Raw genomic sequence first — 18,443 nt, 5'->3', positions numbered from 1 at the left:
TTCTATGGTGAGGGATGGTGTCATGTGGGATCCTAAAATGGTTTGAAATTAGGAATTGACACCATAGTCACTTGTTAGCTTTATATATAAGGCGTTCTATTAGCATATAAATCTAAACTGTTTAAGCAACGCTTAACCCTTTCATCGCAGTCCTCCTGACTTATATCTGACGTTATCAAGATATAGTTATCATCCTGTCTTTCAAACTTCACATCACTTCCAAAATAATTTTCTATTTCAGAAAAAAAATCTTTTATGTTTTCTTTTTGTTGTTCTAAATCCAACTCTTCACGAAAAGGCTCCGCACGAGTTGCTCCATCATATTTGTAATATGGTTGATATTTGTAAATTGCCATATATTTCTCTTTAAAGCTAACAACCTAGCCTACAACATTTGTCGTATTATAAACCTAAAAAATGTCCCTATTTTATAATGCATTTACTTTAACCACCAAATAACCACCTGTAAACAATTACTAAACCTCTTATCAGGTTATGTTATTGCAAAAATACACCCAAATGGTAGAGAACAGTAATATTGGACAAAACAGGCACTGTCCATACAAAGCACATTGTTTATTGAAATTAAGTCTGTGTTATTTAAAAAGGCGATACTTAAGTCAAAGGTATTCAATCTAACGTCTTTAAGCTAATACCTTTAAATTAAAGCCCTTAAATTAAAACCTTAAAAACGGCTTAATTTATATTCGCCAAACCCTTTATACCTGCACAAGCATATTCAACCATAACGCTTTACGATATTATGCTCTTTTATATTTAATTTAACTTTCAGAGCATATAATGACAACGCACACACCGCCTTCCCACTCAGCCAACACAGCTGAAAACACCTCTCTTTTTTACGTAACATTTATCTCTGCAGTGGCTGCTATTGGTGGCTTTTTATTTGGTTTTGACTCGGGCGTTATTAACGGCACGGTGTCGGCGCTGGGTAATGCATTTAACTCAAGCAGTGTGGCAACAGGGTTTAACGTAGCGTCTGTTTTACTTGGTTGTGCCTTAGGTGCACTTGCTGCGGGGCCGCTGGCTGATAAGTTTGGCCGCCGTGCAATTATGATCATCACCGCAATTATTTTTGCCATTAGTGCATTTGGTTCGGGCATTAGCGAAAGCTCTGCGGAGTTTATTTTTTACCGTTTATTTGGTGGTTTAGGTATTGGTGCTGCATCGGTATTAGCGCCAGCTTATATTGCAGAAGTTGCGCCACCAGCACTACGTGGTCGTTTAGCTACACTACAACAACTCGCTATTGTACTGGGTTTATTTGCTGCGTTTTTAAGTAACTATTTAATAGCTGATGCAGCAGGCAGTGCGCAAAATATTTTAATGCTTGATATAGCCGCTTGGCGCTGGATGTTTTGGGCAGAGCTTGTGCCTGCTGTACTATTTTTAGTCGGTGTGTTGTTTATTCCTGAGTCGCCTCGTTATTTAGTGGCGCAAGGTAAAGTGGATGATGCAAAAGCGGTATTTAGTAAAATATCGAACGATAAGGTTGATGCGCAAATAAGCGATGTAAAACGCTCATTGCATAGCGGTACAAAGCCAAGTATTCGCGACTTATTTATTGATGGCAGTAAAAAAGTACACCCAATTGTTTGGGTGGGTGTGGCGCTGAGTGTATTTCAGCAATTTGTGGGTATTAACGTGGTGTTTTATTACGGCTCTGAGCTTTGGCAAGCAGCTGGGTTTGATGAATCGCAATCGTTATTTATAAATGTGCTCGCAGGTACTACTAATATTGTATCGACCTTTATTGCCATTGCCCTAGTTGACAAAGTTGGCCGTAAACCACTGTTGCTTGTAGGTAGTATTGGTATGTTTATCAGCTTAAGCGCGCTTACTTATATATTTGGCAGTGCAGGCCTTGATGAAGCAGGCAAACTTGCCCTTAGCGATAACATGGGTACGTTTGCGCTGATTATGGCTAACTTATTTGTGGTATTTTTTGGCTTAAGTTGGGGCCCTGTTGTATGGGTATTATTAGGCGAAATGTTTAATAACCGTATTCGTGGTGCTGCCCTTGCTGTTGCGGCTAGCGCACAATGGATTGCTAACTTTGCAATCACTATGACCTTCCCTATTATGCTGGCTAACATTGGCCTTGCCGGTGCTTATGGCTTTTATGCGTTATCGGCACTTATAAGCATATTTTTTGTTGTTAAATATATTAAAGAAACACGCGGTAAAACGCTTGAATCTATGTGATTTTTAAAAGCGGTGATATTAATCGCCGCTTTGCTTTTACATACAATGGCGTTATTTAAGAATGATTGTTTAGATGAGCTAGACGTTAATTAATAAATCTACTTTATGCAGCTATTAATGCGTAAACGCTCCTTTTACCAGCACACTTTTAATACCAAAGCGTATAGCTACCGATTGCATGCTTAAATGTCATTATAGTTCAATACGTTAGTGAACCTTTTAACTTAAGCTAAGGTTGAATAGCAATCTACGCTCATTTATTTTAACTTTATAACCATTGCCGTATTACCTTTTATTATAACTAATCTATTTAAATTCCTTTTTAGAATATCAAAAATTAGCTATTGTCCGCCCATTCCAACTTTATGTATTTACTAAAATGAAAAAACAGTTAATTTCAGGCTTAGCTTTAACGTGTGCGTTAGGTTCGTTCAGTGCATTTGCTACTAATGGTTATTTTACTCACGGCTATGGCATGACCCACAAAGGCATGGCTGGCGCAGGTGTAGCGCTGTCAGAAGAGTTAATGTCTGGCGCTAATAATCCAGCAACCTTTTTACCTAACGGAACAGAGCTATCACTGGGCTTAGAGCTTTTTTCACCTGAACGAAAATATACTGCATCAAAAGTAGATACTTTTTACCCTGGCGCATTTTATCTTGAAGCAAAAACACAAAAAAGCGACAACACCGTATTTGCAATTCCAGAGTTTGCTATTGGCCATCAATTAAATGAAAAAGTAAATATTGGTTTATTAGTGTATGGCAACGGCGGTATGAATACCGAGTACGGCGCAGAATCCTCTACTGAGGGGACTTTTTACGCTGGTACGGCAGGCGTTGATTTAAAACAACTCTTTATTAGCCCAACAGTAAGCTATAAGTTGAATGAACAAACACGCCTTGGTGTATCCCCTATTTACGTGATGCAACAGTTTGAAGCACAAGGGCTTGGAAGCTTTGCTCCTTTTTCGCAATCGCCAGAAGCGCTTACAAATAATGGCACCGATACAAGTACAGGCCTAGGTATTCAACTGGGTATTAGCCAAGATATAAATTCGTCATTAAGCTGGGGTGCAAGTTACCGCTCTTCAGTGTCTATGCAAGAGTTTGATAGCTATAAAGGTTTGTTTGCAGAGCAAGGCGGATTTGATCTCCCAAGTTCGTTTCAAATTGGTGCTGCCTATAAGCTTACCCCAAGTAATCAGGTTGTATTTGATTGGCAAAAAATAAATTACAGCGAAGTAAAAAGTATTGCAAATCCAGTTAATAACTTGATGTCAGCGCCTTTAGGGGCTGATGCAGGAGCTGGGTTTGGCTGGAACGATATGACTATTTATAAGCTTGGCTATCAATGGCAGCGTACATCGCAACAAAAAATTCGTTTTGGGGTGTCTTACACCGAGCAACCGATTCCTTCTTCTCAAGTTATATTAAATATTTTGGCGCCGGGTGTTCAAGAGTGGCATTTTACAACTGGCCTTAGCCATTCTTTTACCAACAAGGTACAATTAAACGCTATGGCTTTTTATTCGCCAGCAAAAAAAGTAACGGGTGCTAACTACTTAGCGCCTAATCAACAATTATCAATCGAAATGAAACAAACCGGTTTAGGCGTTTCTATTGTTTGGGAAATTTAAAAATGATAACAGAATTCACCCCAGTATCGGCTGCAATAGGCGGTGCATTAATAGGTATAGCGTGTACGTTATTACTGGTTTTATACGGAAAAATTGCGGGCATATCAGGCATTGTTAAGTCTGTATTTGCTAAAGCAAATTCAGACTCTCGTTGGCAATTATACTTTATTTTAGGGTTGTTGTTGGCAGGTATAGCGGTAAGAGTATTTGCCCCTTCTTTATTAGAAGGCGAATTGCAATTACCGCCTTGGCTTATTGTTGTTGCAGGGCTTTTAGTTGGCGCTGGTACAACTTTAGCTAACGGGTGCACAAGTGGCCATGGCGTGTGCGGCATGTCGCGCTTTTCTGCTCGCTCTTGGGTTGCAACATGTACATTTATGCTTGTTGCCTTCATTACAGCAAACCTTGTAGGATAAATAATGAAAGCAATTATGATGGTTGTTATAGGCTTTATATTTGGCTTAGGGCTTATTATTAGCGGGATGACAAACCCTGCTAAAGTGATTAACTTTCTTAGCTATGGAAACCAATGGGATGGAAGCTTAATTATAGTGATGGCTGTTGCCATGCTAATAATGATGCTTACATGGTTATGGGTTGCAAAAAAAGAGAAACCACTTATTTCAGGAACATTTAATTTAAGTAATTTAAAAAATATTGATGCGCGCTTAATTATTGGCTCAATATTCTTTGGTTTAGGCTGGGGTTTAAGTGGTATATGCCCAGGCCCTGGCTTGGTTCAATTGGTGTCTCTTAAAATGGAATTTTTGTTATTTTTTGCAGCCGTCTTAGGCGGTATGTGGTTAGCCAAAAAAGTATAATATTTGCTGCCGACCAAAACTCGGCAGCTACTTTTCCAAACAAAGGTACATAACTTGCTGCAATATATATAAAACTATATTGAACAGGTTTAAGTTATGCTAAATAAAGCGCTGGAATTTTCCAACAGCACCCCCTGGTTAAGCGCGATTTCATCTCTCTTACTTATAGCTATACTACTGTTTTTAATTCGCTTTTTTGTAATGTACTGGCTAAAAAAATGGACTTCAAAAACCAAGTTTATATTCGATACTTTACTAATAGAGTCAATATCTAAACCGCTAACACTGTGCACAATTATTGTGCTACTCACCATTTTAGAGCACGACACCTTCATTATTAGTACTTCTATTTCTCAACAAATTCCTTTTAATAGCATTAATATTGTACTAGCTCTATTGGCACTTATTATGTTTTTAGACCGCTTTATTATTGGCACGATTAATTACTATGGCAAACAATCTGCCGTTGTTTTTAATTCAAAAAGCATAATTAAAGGCGTGATACGCGTTACATTATCATCCGTAGGAATACTAGTATTAATGGGCACGTTAGGTATTTCTATTACACCCATTATTGCCTCGTTAGGCATTACATCACTGGCTGTTGCCCTTGCTTTACAACCTACCCTCGAAAACTTTTTTTCTGGCGTGCAGCTAGTGATAGATAAACCCATAAGAGTGGGCGATTTTATTGAGCTGGAATCAAAAGAACAAGGCTTTGTAGATCACATAGGCTGGCGCTCTACATGGGTTAAAATGCTACCTAACAATATGATTATTATACCTAATAGCCAATTATCTAAATCGCGTATTATTAATTACTTTTATCCTGAAAGAGAGCTAAGCGTCCCTGTAGATATAAGCGTGCATTACGATTCGGATTTAGAATTTGTTGAGCAAGTAACACTTGAAGTGGCTCGTGAAATACTTATTTCACACGAATGGGGCGTTGATGATTACAATACCTTTGTGGTTTTTCATACCTTTGACAGATCAAGTATTAACTTTACGGTTATGCTGCGCGCAAAAGAATACTTTAATCGCTTTTGGGTTAAATCTGCTTTTATAAAAGCCCTGCATAAACGCTATAAAAAAGAAGGCATTGTAATCCCCTTTCCTATTACGGCTATTAACACTACACAAGAATCCGCTAAATTTAATAGTGATAAAAAGGTGCAAGGCGATACTTAAAACAAAGCGCGAGAGACACTCGCGCTAATAAGTATTAAAACTTGTAGGTTATTTGCCCAACAATTTCACGCGGGCTACCCGGAAAGTGACCGTTACGCTGGCTAAATCCGCTTACAGCATATTCCTTATCAAACAGGTTGTTAATATTTACACTTAGTAATACGTCATCAAAACGACTCGTCCAGCTCATATCAAATACGGTAAACGGTTTTACTTTTTGACCATCGGAGCTTACTTGCTCACTCACATAATTAGCGCCAAACGCAATAGAGGAATTAATCGAATCGAGCCCAAAGCGTGACCATAAACCCGCCTGGTGACGTGGTGCATTAGCAAAGCGCGAGCCATCACCAAATGTATCTGAAAGCGTATCACCCGTTACACCGTCCACTACTTGCGTATCGTTGTATGCGTAGTTAGCCGTTATTGTCCAGTGCTCGGATAAATCGCCTACTAAGGTTGTTTCAAATCCACGGCTTTCTACTTCACCTATATTTAAAAGTGCAGCAATGCCATCTCCCGCGCCAGTATCGTCTGGGTTGCTCATTACCACGTTTTCTTTATTAATTTGATAAACAGCAAATGTACTCATTATTTTGCCATCAAACCATCTGTTTTTCATGCCCAACTCGGTTTGCTTACCTGTTTCCGGGTCTAAGTTGCCCTCGCCTACCACATCTTCCTGATCGCCCGACGAGGTTGGGTTAAAGCTTTCAGAGTAGTTTATGTAAACAGAGGTGTTTTCTATTGGCTGGTACGTTACTGCAACGCGAGGTGTTACACCGTTATCGGAATAGCTAAAGCCTGTTTCCTTATTTAATTCTTTAAAGTAATCGTAGCGTAAGCCTGCAATTATTGTCCACTGCTCGCCTATACTAATTACGTCTTGTGCATATACACCAAATCGGTCGGTATCTACGCCATCACGATCTAAATCGGTTAAGTTATAGGTGCTAGGGTCTGTTTCACCGTAATTAAGTGTATAAATATTTAAGTTTGCTACACCATCAGCCTCATATCGGGCACGCAAGTAATCGTACTGCGTTTCTACCACATGGTAATCGCCACCAAATAAAAATTGATGCTCTAAATTACCTTGCTCAACGTTATATACAAAATCAGTTGTTAAGCTTATTTCTTCGTTTGCTCGAAACTGTTTGCGGTATTCTCGTCTTATGGTTTCATCATCTATATTAGCAACGCCATCACCATTTACGTCAACCCAATTTTGCGACTCGTGATACGCTTGGTCGCGCTCATTATCAAGGTATCGCACAGTAGTGCTAACAGAGAAATCATCAGAAAAACTATGATTTAACTCAGCTTGAAGCACCAAAGCTTCCATATCTTGATAGTCAAATGATTCGTTCGCGTTATACGAAGGATCTACCAGAAAGTTGCCGTTATCATCTACCGGTACTCCACGTAAGCGATTGCCACCTAAGTCTTGTTTTATGTAATCAACACTTGTTGTAAGCGTTGTTGAATCACTTAAATCAAATAACAATCCACCTGTTAGCTCGGTGTTTTTTGAGTCTGCATTGTTACGAAAGCTGTCTTGCTCTTCATAAAAACCACCCAACCTATAAGCCATTGTATCGCTTAAACCACCGGTCATATCGAGTGATGCGCCACGCGTATTGTAGTTACCCAAGGTGAGCTTTAATTCGCGCTTTTCTAAGTAGCTTGGTTTTTTGGTTACGTAATTAATCATCCCACCAGGTTCGCCACCGCCATACAAAGCAGAGGCTGGCCCTTTTAATACTTCAACACGTTCTACATTAAATAACTGCGGTACACCAAAGCCCGAATATGGGTCGCCACGCACACCATCGTAAAATACATTTGCGTCATCTCTAAAACCACGAAAAGTAACGCCTGAGTAGCTATATTCGCTCACTCCCGCAATAGATCGGTACAAATCGGTAATGTCACGCGCTGCTTGGTCAATTATAAGTTGCTCTGTTAAAACCTGCGCAGATTGCGGAAGCTTAATAAGATCTAAATTAGTTTTAGTCCCAATTTTACTTTCGGTCTCTAAGTAAAATTGCTGGGCACGGCCAGTTACTTCAATAGTTTCAATGTCGTCGTTTTGTTGTGAAAAAGCTATATTAGAAAAAACAGATAAAGACGCAGCAATACTTAATGCCAAATAATTAGGGTTAAACATGATAATTCCTGGGAGAAGTGTAGATAGCCAACAACCTAAATGATAACTTTTATCATTTTCATAATCAACACAAGGGCGGGTTTAATACATCTAAATATTAGAACTAATTTTACTTAAAACAGAGCGCTAGCCCTTTTATTGCAGTTAAAATAAAACCCCTACTGTATTAAATACAGTAGGGGTTATTAAGTAATTCTTAAATTAGTTTTAGCGTGTAATTTACCCAGCAATATTGCTAATTTGAATTACTGGAGACACGTTAGTAAAGTTAACTAAATCAGCGGCTATTGCCTCTTGATGAGGTGCAAAGGCTTGCTGAAAAGATTCTACCGATTCAAACACTAAATGCCCCATAGCAATATAAGTTGGCGCTTCGCCCGGTGCGCCACCTGCTAAACCTGCATCTGCACTACTTGATATAAGCGCTTTACCAACTAACTCTGCAACTAGGGGTAAATGTGTTTTACAGTAGTAGTCCATATCGAAAGTAGCACTTTCATTATTTGGGTATAATACGCTTACTTTAATCATTACATTCTCTCTTTTATTTACTAAAAAATTTAAAGCTGTGCTAATAAACAGCTTTACAAACTAGTGTTCAAAGCGTCTTTTGAAATAGTATGAATCATACTTAAGTAAAAAACGCATAAGTGAGCAGTCGCTCAATTATGTAGTATTCATGCTCATAGCGCCAGTAATTTGATTGCAGTGCTTATTTTAATTAAGGTGATACTTCGCTAATTTACTTAAGTACAGGTCGTTTTTTAAAAGGTTTGGGCGGTAAAGACTCTACAAAGTTAACGCACGTATTTACCCAATATGCTAAATCAGAATCAGACTCAAAACCTTCAGGCAAAATATAAACCAAGCCCTTAACTGGCTTTCCGGTAAAGTCCATTTCAGTTACATGAGGTTTAGCTAAACAATCGCTGTAGTTTTCAGGCCCTACTCGCACCATCAGCTTGTTGCCTATTATTACGCAGCACATATACTCCGAAATTATAAAACATAAACCACCAAACATTTTCTTTACTACTAAATCGTGGCGCGCATTAAACAACTCATAGAGTCGCTCTTCTAATCCTCTATCAAACGCCATTTAGTACCTATATTTTTAATAAGCACATTACACACTTAATAACGGTAATAGCACTTAAACCTAAGTGAATAAAATAATAAAAGGTGGTTGGGAAAGGTATGCAAAGAGTAGGTATAAAATTATTTTGGACTTACAGTTTATATCAAACCGCACTAATCAAAGCTGATTGAGCTGACACTAGTGCGGTTCAAAAGTAAGTATAAAACTAACTAATTCAATTTTAATAAACCAAAATGCTTATGCATACAGTTGCACTTGAGCATCTGCTGCAGATACTTTTTTCATGCTGCCTTGTTGTTCAAGGCGAATATGCCAACTAAACGCTTCTTCAAGTAAATGAGGGGTATGCCCGCCACGCTCACAAGCGCGATTGTAGTAATCTAACATATCGTCACGGTAATCTGGGTGCACACAATGCTTAATGACTTGTATCGCTCGCTCACGCGGCGCTAAACCGCGTAAATCAGCTAAGCCTTGCTCGGTTACTAAAATATCAACATCGTGTTCGTTATGATCAACATGACTCGCCATAGGCACTACGCTTGAAATAGCGCCATTTTTAGCAATCGATTTAGTCACAAATATTGCTAAATGAGCATTACGAGCAAAATCACCAGAGCCACCAATACCATTCATCATCCGTGTGCCACAAACATGTGTTGAATTTACATTGCCATACATATCAAACTCAAGTGCAGTGTTTATTGCAATAATTCCTAAACGGCGCACTATTTCAGGATGGTTCGAAATTTCTTGAGGGCGTAACACTAGTTTATCTTTGTATTGTTCTAAATTATTAAATACTTGCGCATTACAACGCTCTGACAAAACAATTGAGCTGCCCGATGCAAAGCTCATCTTACCTGCGTCAATTAGGTCAAACGTCGAATCTTGTAGTACCTCAGAGTACATTGTTAAGTCTTTAAAGTCAGAATCGAGTAGTCCCATCATCACTGCATTAGCAATGTTACCAATGCCTGCTTGCAGCGGACCTAAATTAGCTGGCAATTTATTTTGAGCCACTTCGTCTTTAAAAAAGTTAACTAAATGGCGCGCAATAGCGGCGGTGTCTTCATCAGGGTCGGTAACGGTAGAAAACGAGTCGCTTTGGTTAGTAAAAACAATACCAACAATTTTTGCAGGATCGATAGGAATTGCAGTACTACCAATTCGGTCATCCACTTTAACTAACGGCATTGGTTGGCGAGTAGGACGATAAGATGGAATGTATATATCATGCAAACCTTCAAGATTCGGGTTATGCAGCATATTAATTTCAACGATGACTTCTTTGGCAAAAATAGCAAAACTCGCTGAATTACCTACCGATGTAGTTGGCACAATATGCCCTTCTTCGGTAATGGCAACGGCTTCAATAACAGCCACATCAGGCATGGTTAATTGATGATTTCGTAGATGCTCAACCGTTTCAGATAAATGCTGATCAATAAACATTACTTCACCGTTATTAATCGCTTTACGTAAAGTGCTATCTACTTGAAAAGGCATACGACGCGCTAAAATGCCCGCTTCTGTTAATAGCTTGTCGAGATCATTACCTAATGACGCACCCGTCATTAAATTTATTTTGATTGGATTTTTTTTGACTTGCTCAATTAATGCTCTGGGTACTGCTTTAGCTTCTCCGGCGCGAGTGAAACCACTCATCCCTACAGTCATTCCATCTTTAATAAATTGGCTTGCTTGTTCTGCCGGCATCACCTTGTCGTGCAGGTTACTATTGCGAATACGTTCCAAGTGCATACTGAGCTCCTCTCTAAATTTGACATTATTCTAATCCTAACTTCGTACTACACAATCTAGACTTAAGTCGTATTTACGAATCGAGGATGAGCAACATGTTTAAAAGGGAGGTTAATTTACTTTTAATTAATACTATCATGTAGTTATTATTAATATTTTTAACAAAAATGACATAACAATCTATAAGGTAATTTATAAAGTAATCTATAAATAAATAGTATTATTTAATTAGAGGAATTATTTTTTGAGGAATTAAGTTTATTAGTTCAAACACCCAAATGAGGAATTTGGGTGGCAGTCTTACCAGCCACATCTCGGCACACACGTCACAAACTGTGGCTGCTCCCTTCCGGGCCTGACCAGGTTCGCCTGCTAGTGTTGCGAGAGGACCAATAAGACTACCATTGAGGGCCTTGGTTGGCGCGGGAGGGATTATCTCTACTTTTGCTCTGTTATTCAAGGGATAATCTAAAAAGAAAGTGCGATTGCATACTTCATATACAATCGCGACGTATTTAGCTGTTTTAGTGCGTATTAATTGTTCTCTAACTGCGCTTTTATATTACGAAGTGCTGCTTTTACTTTTTTCATATTTTCTGGACCCATACGTAAAAGCTGTTTTTGTGCATCTGGTAATTGCTCCCACTCCGAAAACGCATACTGATACGTTACTGAATCACGAAGTAACGGCAAGTCACCTTCAGGCTCTGGCGTATCAAGTAATAAATCGATTGCATCGGTTAGCGTTTGATTAAACTCGTCATCGCCGTAACCAATTTCACTGTATGCATTATTAATAAGTGGCTTGTACTCTTCGTACATGCGAACGGCTTGCGCTGCACTCATACTGGTAAATATTTTCACATACGGTGTATAACGCTCGTAGCTGTTAGGGTTAATAGTTAAGATATCACCTTCATTCACGCTAAATTTTTCTTCTGGCTGTACAACAGGCATGTGTTTTTTAGCTATTTTTCCTTTTGCTAAGTTATCTACATATACCACACCACGACGAATAACATCGTCGGTCACCATTAAGCTCATTACTGAGTCGCTTAGGTACTCGTCCATTTTAGCAACAACAACTGCATCACTTTCGTTAAGCGTTGGTAGTGGCTCTACTTCTGGCACTGGCTCACTTGGACTTTGTGCTGGTACTTCAAGCTCTGCTGGCTTTTCTGGATTTACAGACGGCGCATCTACCACGGGGTCGTTCTCGGGTTTAAGCTCCATCATAGGTTGTTCTTTAACTGTGGGCTCTACCTCAGTGCGTGTTGCTTGCTCGTCACTGGGTGTTAGCAATACGAAGGCGGCCGCACATGCTACGACTATTAAAATAATAACGGCGAAAAGAATATTGTTATTAGGTGGACGTTTTTGAACATCTGATGCTTCTGGTTTATCTGACATACGAACTCCATAAAAATTAAAATGCGATATCACTTAGAGTACGCTAAGTGGATTAAATTCATTCTTACACAAATACTATTACATTTTATAATATGGCAATTATAGCAAAGTAAGTTACGTACTAAATTGGGTGATTAAACAATGTAATAAGTATTAGGGCAGTTATCCTTTGATTCTTCTAGCTTAAAGACTTACAGTTAATAAATAAAGTAAAGACGTAGAACAGTTTAACCACCAATATGAAAATCAAGCAAGTTGATCCACAAAAACCTAAAATTGCCTTATTACTCACAGGTGGTGGCGCACGTGCTGCTTATCAAGTGGGTGTCCTTAAAGCGCTAGCTCATAGTATGCCTCGTACCGCTCCATTGCCATTTAGAGTAATAAATGGCACCTCTGCTGGGGCTATTAACTCAGCTGCGTTAGCATGTTACGCCTCCTGTGCGCATTTGGCTGTACGAAAGCTTGAATCAGTTTGGAAAAACTTTTCAACCTCTATGGTCTATAAAAGTGATTTTTTAAGCGTATTTGGTCATATTGCGCGTAATATTTTAACGAGCTTTCAGTCAGAGCATATTAACCATCCACCAGCGAGCTTGCTAAACAACCGCCCTCTGCGTGGTTTATTAAACGAAATTTTAGATTTACACCGCATTGAGCGCAATTTACATCGTAATTATTTAGATGCGCTGTCTATTACGGCCTCAAGTTATACAACGGGCGACTCTGTTGCATTTTTTCAATCTAATACGCAAACATCATGGCAGCGTGCTAAACGCGAAGGCCGTGCAACTCGTATTAATGTTGAGCACTTAATGGCATCGAGTGCCATCCCTATGGTGTTTCCAAGTGTAAATATTTATAACCATTACTTTGGGGATGGCTCTATACATCAACTTTCTCCGCTGAGTCCGTCGATTCATTTAGGCGCTGAAAAAATATTTATTATTGGGGTCGACCAACCCAAAGAATTACACCCACCGGGTTACTCGCCACATTATCCGGGTCTATCTGCTGTTGCAGGGCATTTACTCGACAGTGTATTTACCGACACTATGCAATCGGATTTGGAGCGTTTGGCTCGTGTTAACCGAACATTAGGGCTATTACCCGCTCGCGACAAACATCAAGAACTTAAACAAATAGATACCTTTGTCATTAACCCTTCGCAAAACTTTAACGCAATTGCAGCGCAGTATTACGACGATATGCCATGGGCCATTAAAGTATTGCTACGTACCATAGGTGTAAAAAAGCATTCGCAATCGAGCTTAACCAGTTACCTATTGTTTGAAAAACGCTACACCCAGCATTTAATGCAAATTGGCTATGAAGACGGTATGGCGCAGCTGCCTAAGATGCGTGAATTCTTAGAGTTAGATTAATCTTTCAGAGTTAGATTAATCTAAGTCACTATTCGATTCCGTCGAGCAGATAGTGCTCTACCCGCTCAACACGCCTTGGTTTACCTTGTAATACTAAAACGTCATTAGCCAATAATGTTGTTTGCGCTGATGGCGTATCTATTTCGGCTCCTTCTCTGCGCAGTGCTTTTACGAGTACTCGCCGCTTTTCTAAATTAAGATCTTCAATTGTTTTACCCACGGCATAAGCTTGCTGAGGTAGCGCTACAACATGTAAGTATTCTAATCGTTCACTTGAGGCATCTTCGCTATCTTTAAAATACCCTGCGTAAAAGCTTTGCATTAACGGATAACGATTACGACGTTCTTTACTTACTCTACGCACAATACGCGTCATCGGTACGCCCGACATAGACAACACATGCGACACGAGCATTAAGCTCGCCTCTAACGACTCAGGCACTACTTCGGTTACGCCTAGCCCTTTTAAATAATCTAACTGGCTATCGTCACGAGTACGAATAAGTATTTTAACGTTGGGCGCTATTTGTTTTATGGTATCAATAACAACTTGTGCGTGATCAAGCTCTGTAAAAGTAATAATAACCAAGCGAGCTCGCTCTACTCCTGCGCACTTTAAAATATCTTTTTGTTTAACATAGCCAAATATAACAGGCTCACCTGCCGCTTTGCCTTCTTGTACTAAAATTGGGTTACTTTCAATGGCAACGTAGTCTATTGCTTCGGGCTTTAAAAAACGCGCTATAGTTTGCCCAACACGCGAAAAACCACAAATAACAACATGGTCACTATAAAGTGTACTACTTTGTGGCTCACTCTCCAGCGCTAAACTAGGGCGATCGAGTATACCCAAACGCTTCAAAATAAATGGCGTTTTATCAATCAAAAATGGTGTAAATGCCATTGATAACACACCAAGGGCAATTAAAAATGAAGCTTGCTCTGAGTTTAGTAGCTGATGCTGGCCAGCAAGTGCGATAAGTACAAAACCAAACTCCCCCATTTGCCACAGCATAATGCCACAGGCGAGTGAATCTTGGTTTCGCTCATGCATTAGCCGCGCACTAAGTGCTACTACTGTAATTTTTAATACGAGTAACCCAAGCAATGCGCCAATAATTATTACTATATGCGCCAGTACAAATAAAATATCCAACTGCATACCCACAGTTACAAAAAACAGTCCCATTAAAATATCGCGAAATGGACGTATATCGGCCTCTAACTGATGCCTGTAATGGCTCTCACCTAACATCATTCCCGCTAAAAAAGCGCCCAATGCCATAGACAAGCCAAACATATACGTTAAAAAGCCCGCAAATAAGGCGACTAATATAGTGGTAAGCACAAACAACTCATCGGTTCGTACTTGCGCTATTTCTTTAAACACAATGGGCAATACCCATTTACCAATTGCCCAAAGAAGCACGCATACAAATGCGCCCTTACTTAGGGCAAACGCTAAAGCCCAGCCAATACTTTGAGAGTCGCTTGATGCAAATAAAGGAAGTATTATTAATAGAGGAACAACAGCAATATCTTGAAAAAGCAGTACACCAACGGCCAATTGCCCACGGCGCTGATTAAGCTCACCCGTTTCTTTTAATAGCTTAACCACTACAGCCGTAGAAGAAAGCGCCATAATTGTACCAATGGTAAAACTGGTGAGTAGGGAAAAGTCTAAACAATATAAAATAATAATGAAGAGTAAGCTGGTTATACCTACTTGTAACGAGCCCAGCCCAAATACTAGGCTTCGCATTGCCATTAGCCGCGAGATAGAAAATTCTAACCCCAAACTAAATAACAAAAACACAATCCCAAGCTCTGCTACAAACTCTATTTCATGAGATTGCGCTAACCAACCAATACCATGACTACCGGCTAAAACCCCCGTTGCTAGGTACGCCAAAATAGGCGGCAAGCCAATGCGTTTAAAAAACCACACAAAAAGAACTGCTGCCACTAGCAAGCCAAAAATTTGAACGTTAATACTCTGCAAATTCGGCCTCACGCGTCAATTAAACCAAGGGACTTACTTTAAATATAGCAACCTTCTGTTTTTCAGCCAGTTTTAAAATATGGCACAAAAATCGCTTAGTAATTGCAAAGTAACACCCTCGGGGGAGAATTTAATGGAAAACGTCCATATTTTGACGCAGCGTGTGTCTGGTCGCGGTGATTTTTTGCCGTTTTCAGCTGAACATTCGCCAACAAATGAAATAACAGAAACACATAAACTCGTTACAGAGCTACAAACTAGCTTAGTGATTGAGGATGTTTTAGCTATATACGCAAAATTTACAAAACAATTGTTGAATTTCTCTGGTTTACAGTTTCAGTCAACACTGGGAACTACACAAACATCACAGAGTGACACAAATAGTACACCCTATATTTTTGATTTGGCGATTGGTAAAGAACACTTAGGGCAGCTAATTTATTTTAGTAAATTCCCACTTGGTCAAGCCATTGAGAAAAAGCTACATACTTTGCATACTGCGCTGGTTTATCCACTTCGTAATGCAATGATGTATAGCCGAGTATTAAAGCTTGCCACAAAAGATGCGTTAACCGGCTTAAATAACCGTAGTCAGTTTAATGACTTTTTACTGCAAAAACTTGAAAACTGCCGTCGTTACCAGCGTCCATTTAGTTTAATGCTGCTTGATTTAGATAATTTTAAACAAGTTAACGACAACTTTGGCCATAAAATTGGTGACGATACACTTAAAGAGTTTTCAAAAGTACTTTGTAGCAGCATACGCGGCACTGATTCGGTATTTAGATTTGGTGGTGATGAGTTTGCTTTACTTATTGAAGACCCTGAGTTTACAACGAATAAAGTGATTGCTGAGCGGATAATGTGCTTAGTAAGAAAATCGCCTCTAATGTCTAAGTATAAAGTAACAACCAGTATTGGTTTTACTTTAGCTAACAGCCAAGACAGCGAAACTGAAATATTTGCTCGCGCCGATAAAGGCTTATACAAAGCAAAAGCATCTGGTAGAAACTGCGCAAAAGCATATTAGTCTTTACTTAACTGCATTAAATAAAAAGCCTAGCTTCCCCCGCTAGGCTTTGCACTTACCAATTTATAAATAAACAACGCGGCACAAAAACCAAAAAAGAATCCGCTAATTAAATTAAGTAATGCGGTAATAGTAGCAAGCGGTGTAAATAATACTAAAAGCAGTGGCAGGCTCACGCCTAAAATAAAAAACAATCCACCTTTACCTAACCAATAAGCTAATAAAAGCACTGCAGATACAATTCCACCCGCAACTGCATAACCTAGCGTAACTATATTTAGCTCAAGTAAAATATTAGCAATAATAGCTATAACGGCCGTTATTAGCATACCCACTGGCGCTTTAGTAACTAACGACAAACCAACATGCGGCTGTTTACTCATTTATTTACACTCCCAAAAAATACCATTTTCATCAATATGTTTAGCACTTATAAAATAACCAACCACTTGAACTAATTCATCATTATAAAAAATAAGCGGCACACTGGCGCGAAGCCAGGGCGCTATTTTTGCATCTTTAAACCAATGCTTAACTGTATTACTACCAGGCTTTTTAAGTGGTTTAATGCGTGCGCTATTGCAATCAAAGCGAACAATTACTTGCTCATTAGCGTGTGGAGGTCTTACTCCGCAACCGGTGCTTTTAATTAATAAGCGCCCGTCTGCCAGTTTTAGCTGTGAATGATTCAGCTCAATATCTGTTAATACTTCACTTGGTGTTACAAAATACAAATAACCTTGATGACGACGTATTTGCCCATCGAGCAAATCAATACGCATTTGTGCATCGTTTTTTGCGCACATTGCTTGATTAATAATTTGCTCGAGCTGCTTTTGCGATGGCATCACTTGTGTAAATAGTGCAAGCCACGCACGTACTATATTTGCAATGCGCGCTGCGCTGTATTCGCTTATCTGGCCAATGCAAAGTGCTTGATGCTCGTTAATACACTTATTTAAATCAAGCTGAGTATATTCATCAAGTAATGTTTGTTGCTGCTGTAGTAGCTCAATACTTCGTGCAGTGCATTGTTCAAACCCATTAAAGCGCTCAGCTAACACAGGTACTATTTTTGAGCGTAAAAAGTTACGATCAAAACTTTCATCTGTATTAGAGTCATCGGTTATGTGGCTAACACTAAACTGCGTTGCAAACGCTTCTATATCGCTGCGAGCTACATTTAACAATGGTCTAAAACATATACGCCCACTTTGCAGCAAGCGCTCTTTATACATAGAACCTAGCCCTTTTAAACCTGAGCCACGCTTTAAGCGCAATAAAAACGTTTCTACTTGGTCGTTTAAGTGTTGGCCCAGTAAAATAATGCTGCCTTGTGGGCTTAGTTCATCAAGTGCTTTATAACGGACGTCGCGTGCTTGGGCTTCAAGACTTGTGCGCGACTGCTGCTCAATTACAACTTTCGCAGCTTCAAAAGGCACATTAAGCTCAATGCATACGTTTTTGCAAAAGTGTTGCCAGTCATCAGCATACTGGCTCAAACCATGGTGAACATAAATAGCCGATACATTAATTGCAGGGTTATCTACTTTTAAAGTGCGCATTAAATGCAACAACACCACAGAATCAACGCCACCAGAAAGCGCCACTGTAAAAGCGGTGTTACCTTGCTCAATATAGCTATTTAATGATTTTTTTAATTGCTGATAAATTGCTGATGTATGCATATGGGCGCACTTTTATAT

At 39.3% G+C, this 18,443-nt stretch carries 16 protein-coding genes and 1 other RNA gene; 7 read left to right on the top strand and 10 right to left on the bottom strand.

The features are described from left to right. Nucleotides 1-80: 80 nt before the first annotated feature. Nucleotides 81-356: a hypothetical protein gene (locus I6E72_RS03275; protein WP_197111044.1), complete on the bottom strand. Its 276-nt coding sequence runs from the start codon at nt 354-356 to the stop codon at nt 81-83. A 445-nt stretch (nt 357-801) separates the two neighbouring features. Between I6E72_RS03275 and I6E72_RS03270 the strand changes: the two genes are divergently transcribed. The 5 genes from I6E72_RS03270 (at nt 802) to I6E72_RS03250 (ending at nt 5,877) form a co-directional block, all read left to right on the top strand. Next, entirely contained in the window at nt 802-2,226 is a 1,425-nt protein-coding gene (locus tag I6E72_RS03270) for a sugar porter family MFS transporter (protein ID WP_197111042.1), read from the top strand. 379 nt (nt 2,227-2,605) lie between these two features. Beyond that, on the top strand, nt 2,606-3,865 hold the full coding sequence (locus tag I6E72_RS03265) for an OmpP1/FadL family transporter (RefSeq protein ID WP_197111040.1): 1,260 nt from the start codon (nt 2,606-2,608) through the stop codon (nt 3,863-3,865). Between the two features lie 2 nt (nt 3,866-3,867). Next, entirely contained in the window at nt 3,868-4,281 is a 414-nt protein-coding gene (locus tag I6E72_RS03260; protein WP_182194073.1) for a YeeE/YedE family protein, read from the top strand. A 3-nt stretch (nt 4,282-4,284) separates the two neighbouring features. Beyond that, a complete protein-coding gene (locus I6E72_RS03255) occupies nt 4,285-4,686 on the top strand; it encodes a DUF6691 family protein (RefSeq protein WP_197111039.1) in 402 nt (133 codons plus the stop codon). A gap of 96 nt (nt 4,687-4,782) precedes the next feature. Continuing rightward, nucleotides 4,783-5,877 (top strand): mechanosensitive ion channel family protein, encoded by a 1,095-nt coding sequence (locus tag I6E72_RS03250; RefSeq protein WP_182194069.1) that lies wholly within the window; start codon nt 4,783-4,785, stop codon nt 5,875-5,877. A 34-nt stretch (nt 5,878-5,911) separates the two neighbouring features. Here the strand turns inward: I6E72_RS03250 and I6E72_RS03245 are convergent, their stop codons facing one another. The 6 genes from I6E72_RS03245 to I6E72_RS03220 all read right to left on the bottom strand — a co-directional run bounded on the left by I6E72_RS03245 (nt 5,912) and on the right by I6E72_RS03220 (nt 12,320). Then, nucleotides 5,912-8,047: a TonB-dependent siderophore receptor gene (locus I6E72_RS03245; RefSeq protein ID WP_197111038.1), complete on the bottom strand. Its 2,136-nt coding sequence runs from the start codon at nt 8,045-8,047 to the stop codon at nt 5,912-5,914. 219 nt (nt 8,048-8,266) lie between these two features. Further along, a complete protein-coding gene (locus I6E72_RS03240) occupies nt 8,267-8,578 on the bottom strand; it encodes an EthD family reductase (RefSeq protein WP_007584064.1) in 312 nt (103 codons plus the stop codon). A 211-nt stretch (nt 8,579-8,789) separates the two neighbouring features. Then, nucleotides 8,790-9,146: a TfoX/Sxy family protein gene (locus I6E72_RS03235; RefSeq protein ID WP_197111037.1), complete on the bottom strand. Its 357-nt coding sequence runs from the start codon at nt 9,144-9,146 to the stop codon at nt 8,790-8,792. Between the two features lie 237 nt (nt 9,147-9,383). After that, nucleotides 9,384-10,910 carry an acetyl-CoA hydrolase/transferase family protein gene (locus I6E72_RS03230; protein ID WP_197111036.1) on the bottom strand — a complete coding sequence of 509 codons (1,527 nt, stop codon included), beginning with the start codon at nt 10,908-10,910 and terminating at the stop codon, nt 9,384-9,386. 298 nt (nt 10,911-11,208) lie between these two features. Then, nucleotides 11,209-11,305: signal recognition particle sRNA small type (gene ffs, locus I6E72_RS03225), an RNA gene on the bottom strand. A 139-nt stretch (nt 11,306-11,444) separates the two neighbouring features. After that, nucleotides 11,445-12,320, bottom strand: a complete 876-nt coding sequence (locus tag I6E72_RS03220) for a DUF3014 domain-containing protein (protein WP_101164364.1) — start codon at nt 12,318-12,320, stop codon at nt 11,445-11,447. A 239-nt stretch (nt 12,321-12,559) separates the two neighbouring features. On the opposite strand from I6E72_RS03220, the gene I6E72_RS03215 reads away from it, so the two are divergent. Beyond that, on the top strand, nt 12,560-13,705 hold the full coding sequence (locus tag I6E72_RS03215) for a patatin-like phospholipase family protein (RefSeq protein WP_007584072.1): 1,146 nt from the start codon (nt 12,560-12,562) through the stop codon (nt 13,703-13,705). A gap of 28 nt (nt 13,706-13,733) precedes the next feature. On the opposite strand, the gene I6E72_RS03210 is transcribed toward I6E72_RS03215, so the two are convergent. After that, entirely contained in the window at nt 13,734-15,707 is a 1,974-nt protein-coding gene (locus I6E72_RS03210; protein WP_121954035.1) for a monovalent cation:proton antiporter-2 (CPA2) family protein, read from the bottom strand. 133 nt (nt 15,708-15,840) lie between these two features. Here I6E72_RS03210 and I6E72_RS03205 point away from each other — a divergent pair, with 133 nt between their 5' ends. Beyond that, entirely contained in the window at nt 15,841-16,737 is an 897-nt protein-coding gene (locus I6E72_RS03205; RefSeq protein ID WP_024590733.1) for a GGDEF domain-containing protein, read from the top strand. 29 nt (nt 16,738-16,766) lie between these two features. Here I6E72_RS03205 and I6E72_RS03200 read toward each other — a convergent pair whose 3' ends face one another. Both I6E72_RS03200 and tilS read right to left on the bottom strand, forming a co-directional pair. Beyond that, nucleotides 16,767-17,120: a hypothetical protein gene (locus I6E72_RS03200; RefSeq protein ID WP_010553734.1), complete on the bottom strand. Its 354-nt coding sequence runs from the start codon at nt 17,118-17,120 to the stop codon at nt 16,767-16,769. Continuing rightward, complete coding sequence (tilS, locus tag I6E72_RS03195; protein ID WP_197111035.1) at nt 17,121-18,425, bottom strand: tRNA lysidine(34) synthetase TilS; 1,305 nt, start codon at nt 18,423-18,425, stop codon at nt 17,121-17,123. Nucleotides 18,426-18,443 lie beyond the last annotated feature (18 nt).

This window comes from Pseudoalteromonas sp. NSLLW24 (assembly GCF_015864725.1).
Lineage (GTDB): Bacteria > Pseudomonadota > Gammaproteobacteria > Enterobacterales > Alteromonadaceae > Pseudoalteromonas > Pseudoalteromonas arctica.
Note: the sequence above shows the minus strand (reverse complement) of the source record. Positions and strands in the feature narration are given on the sequence as shown.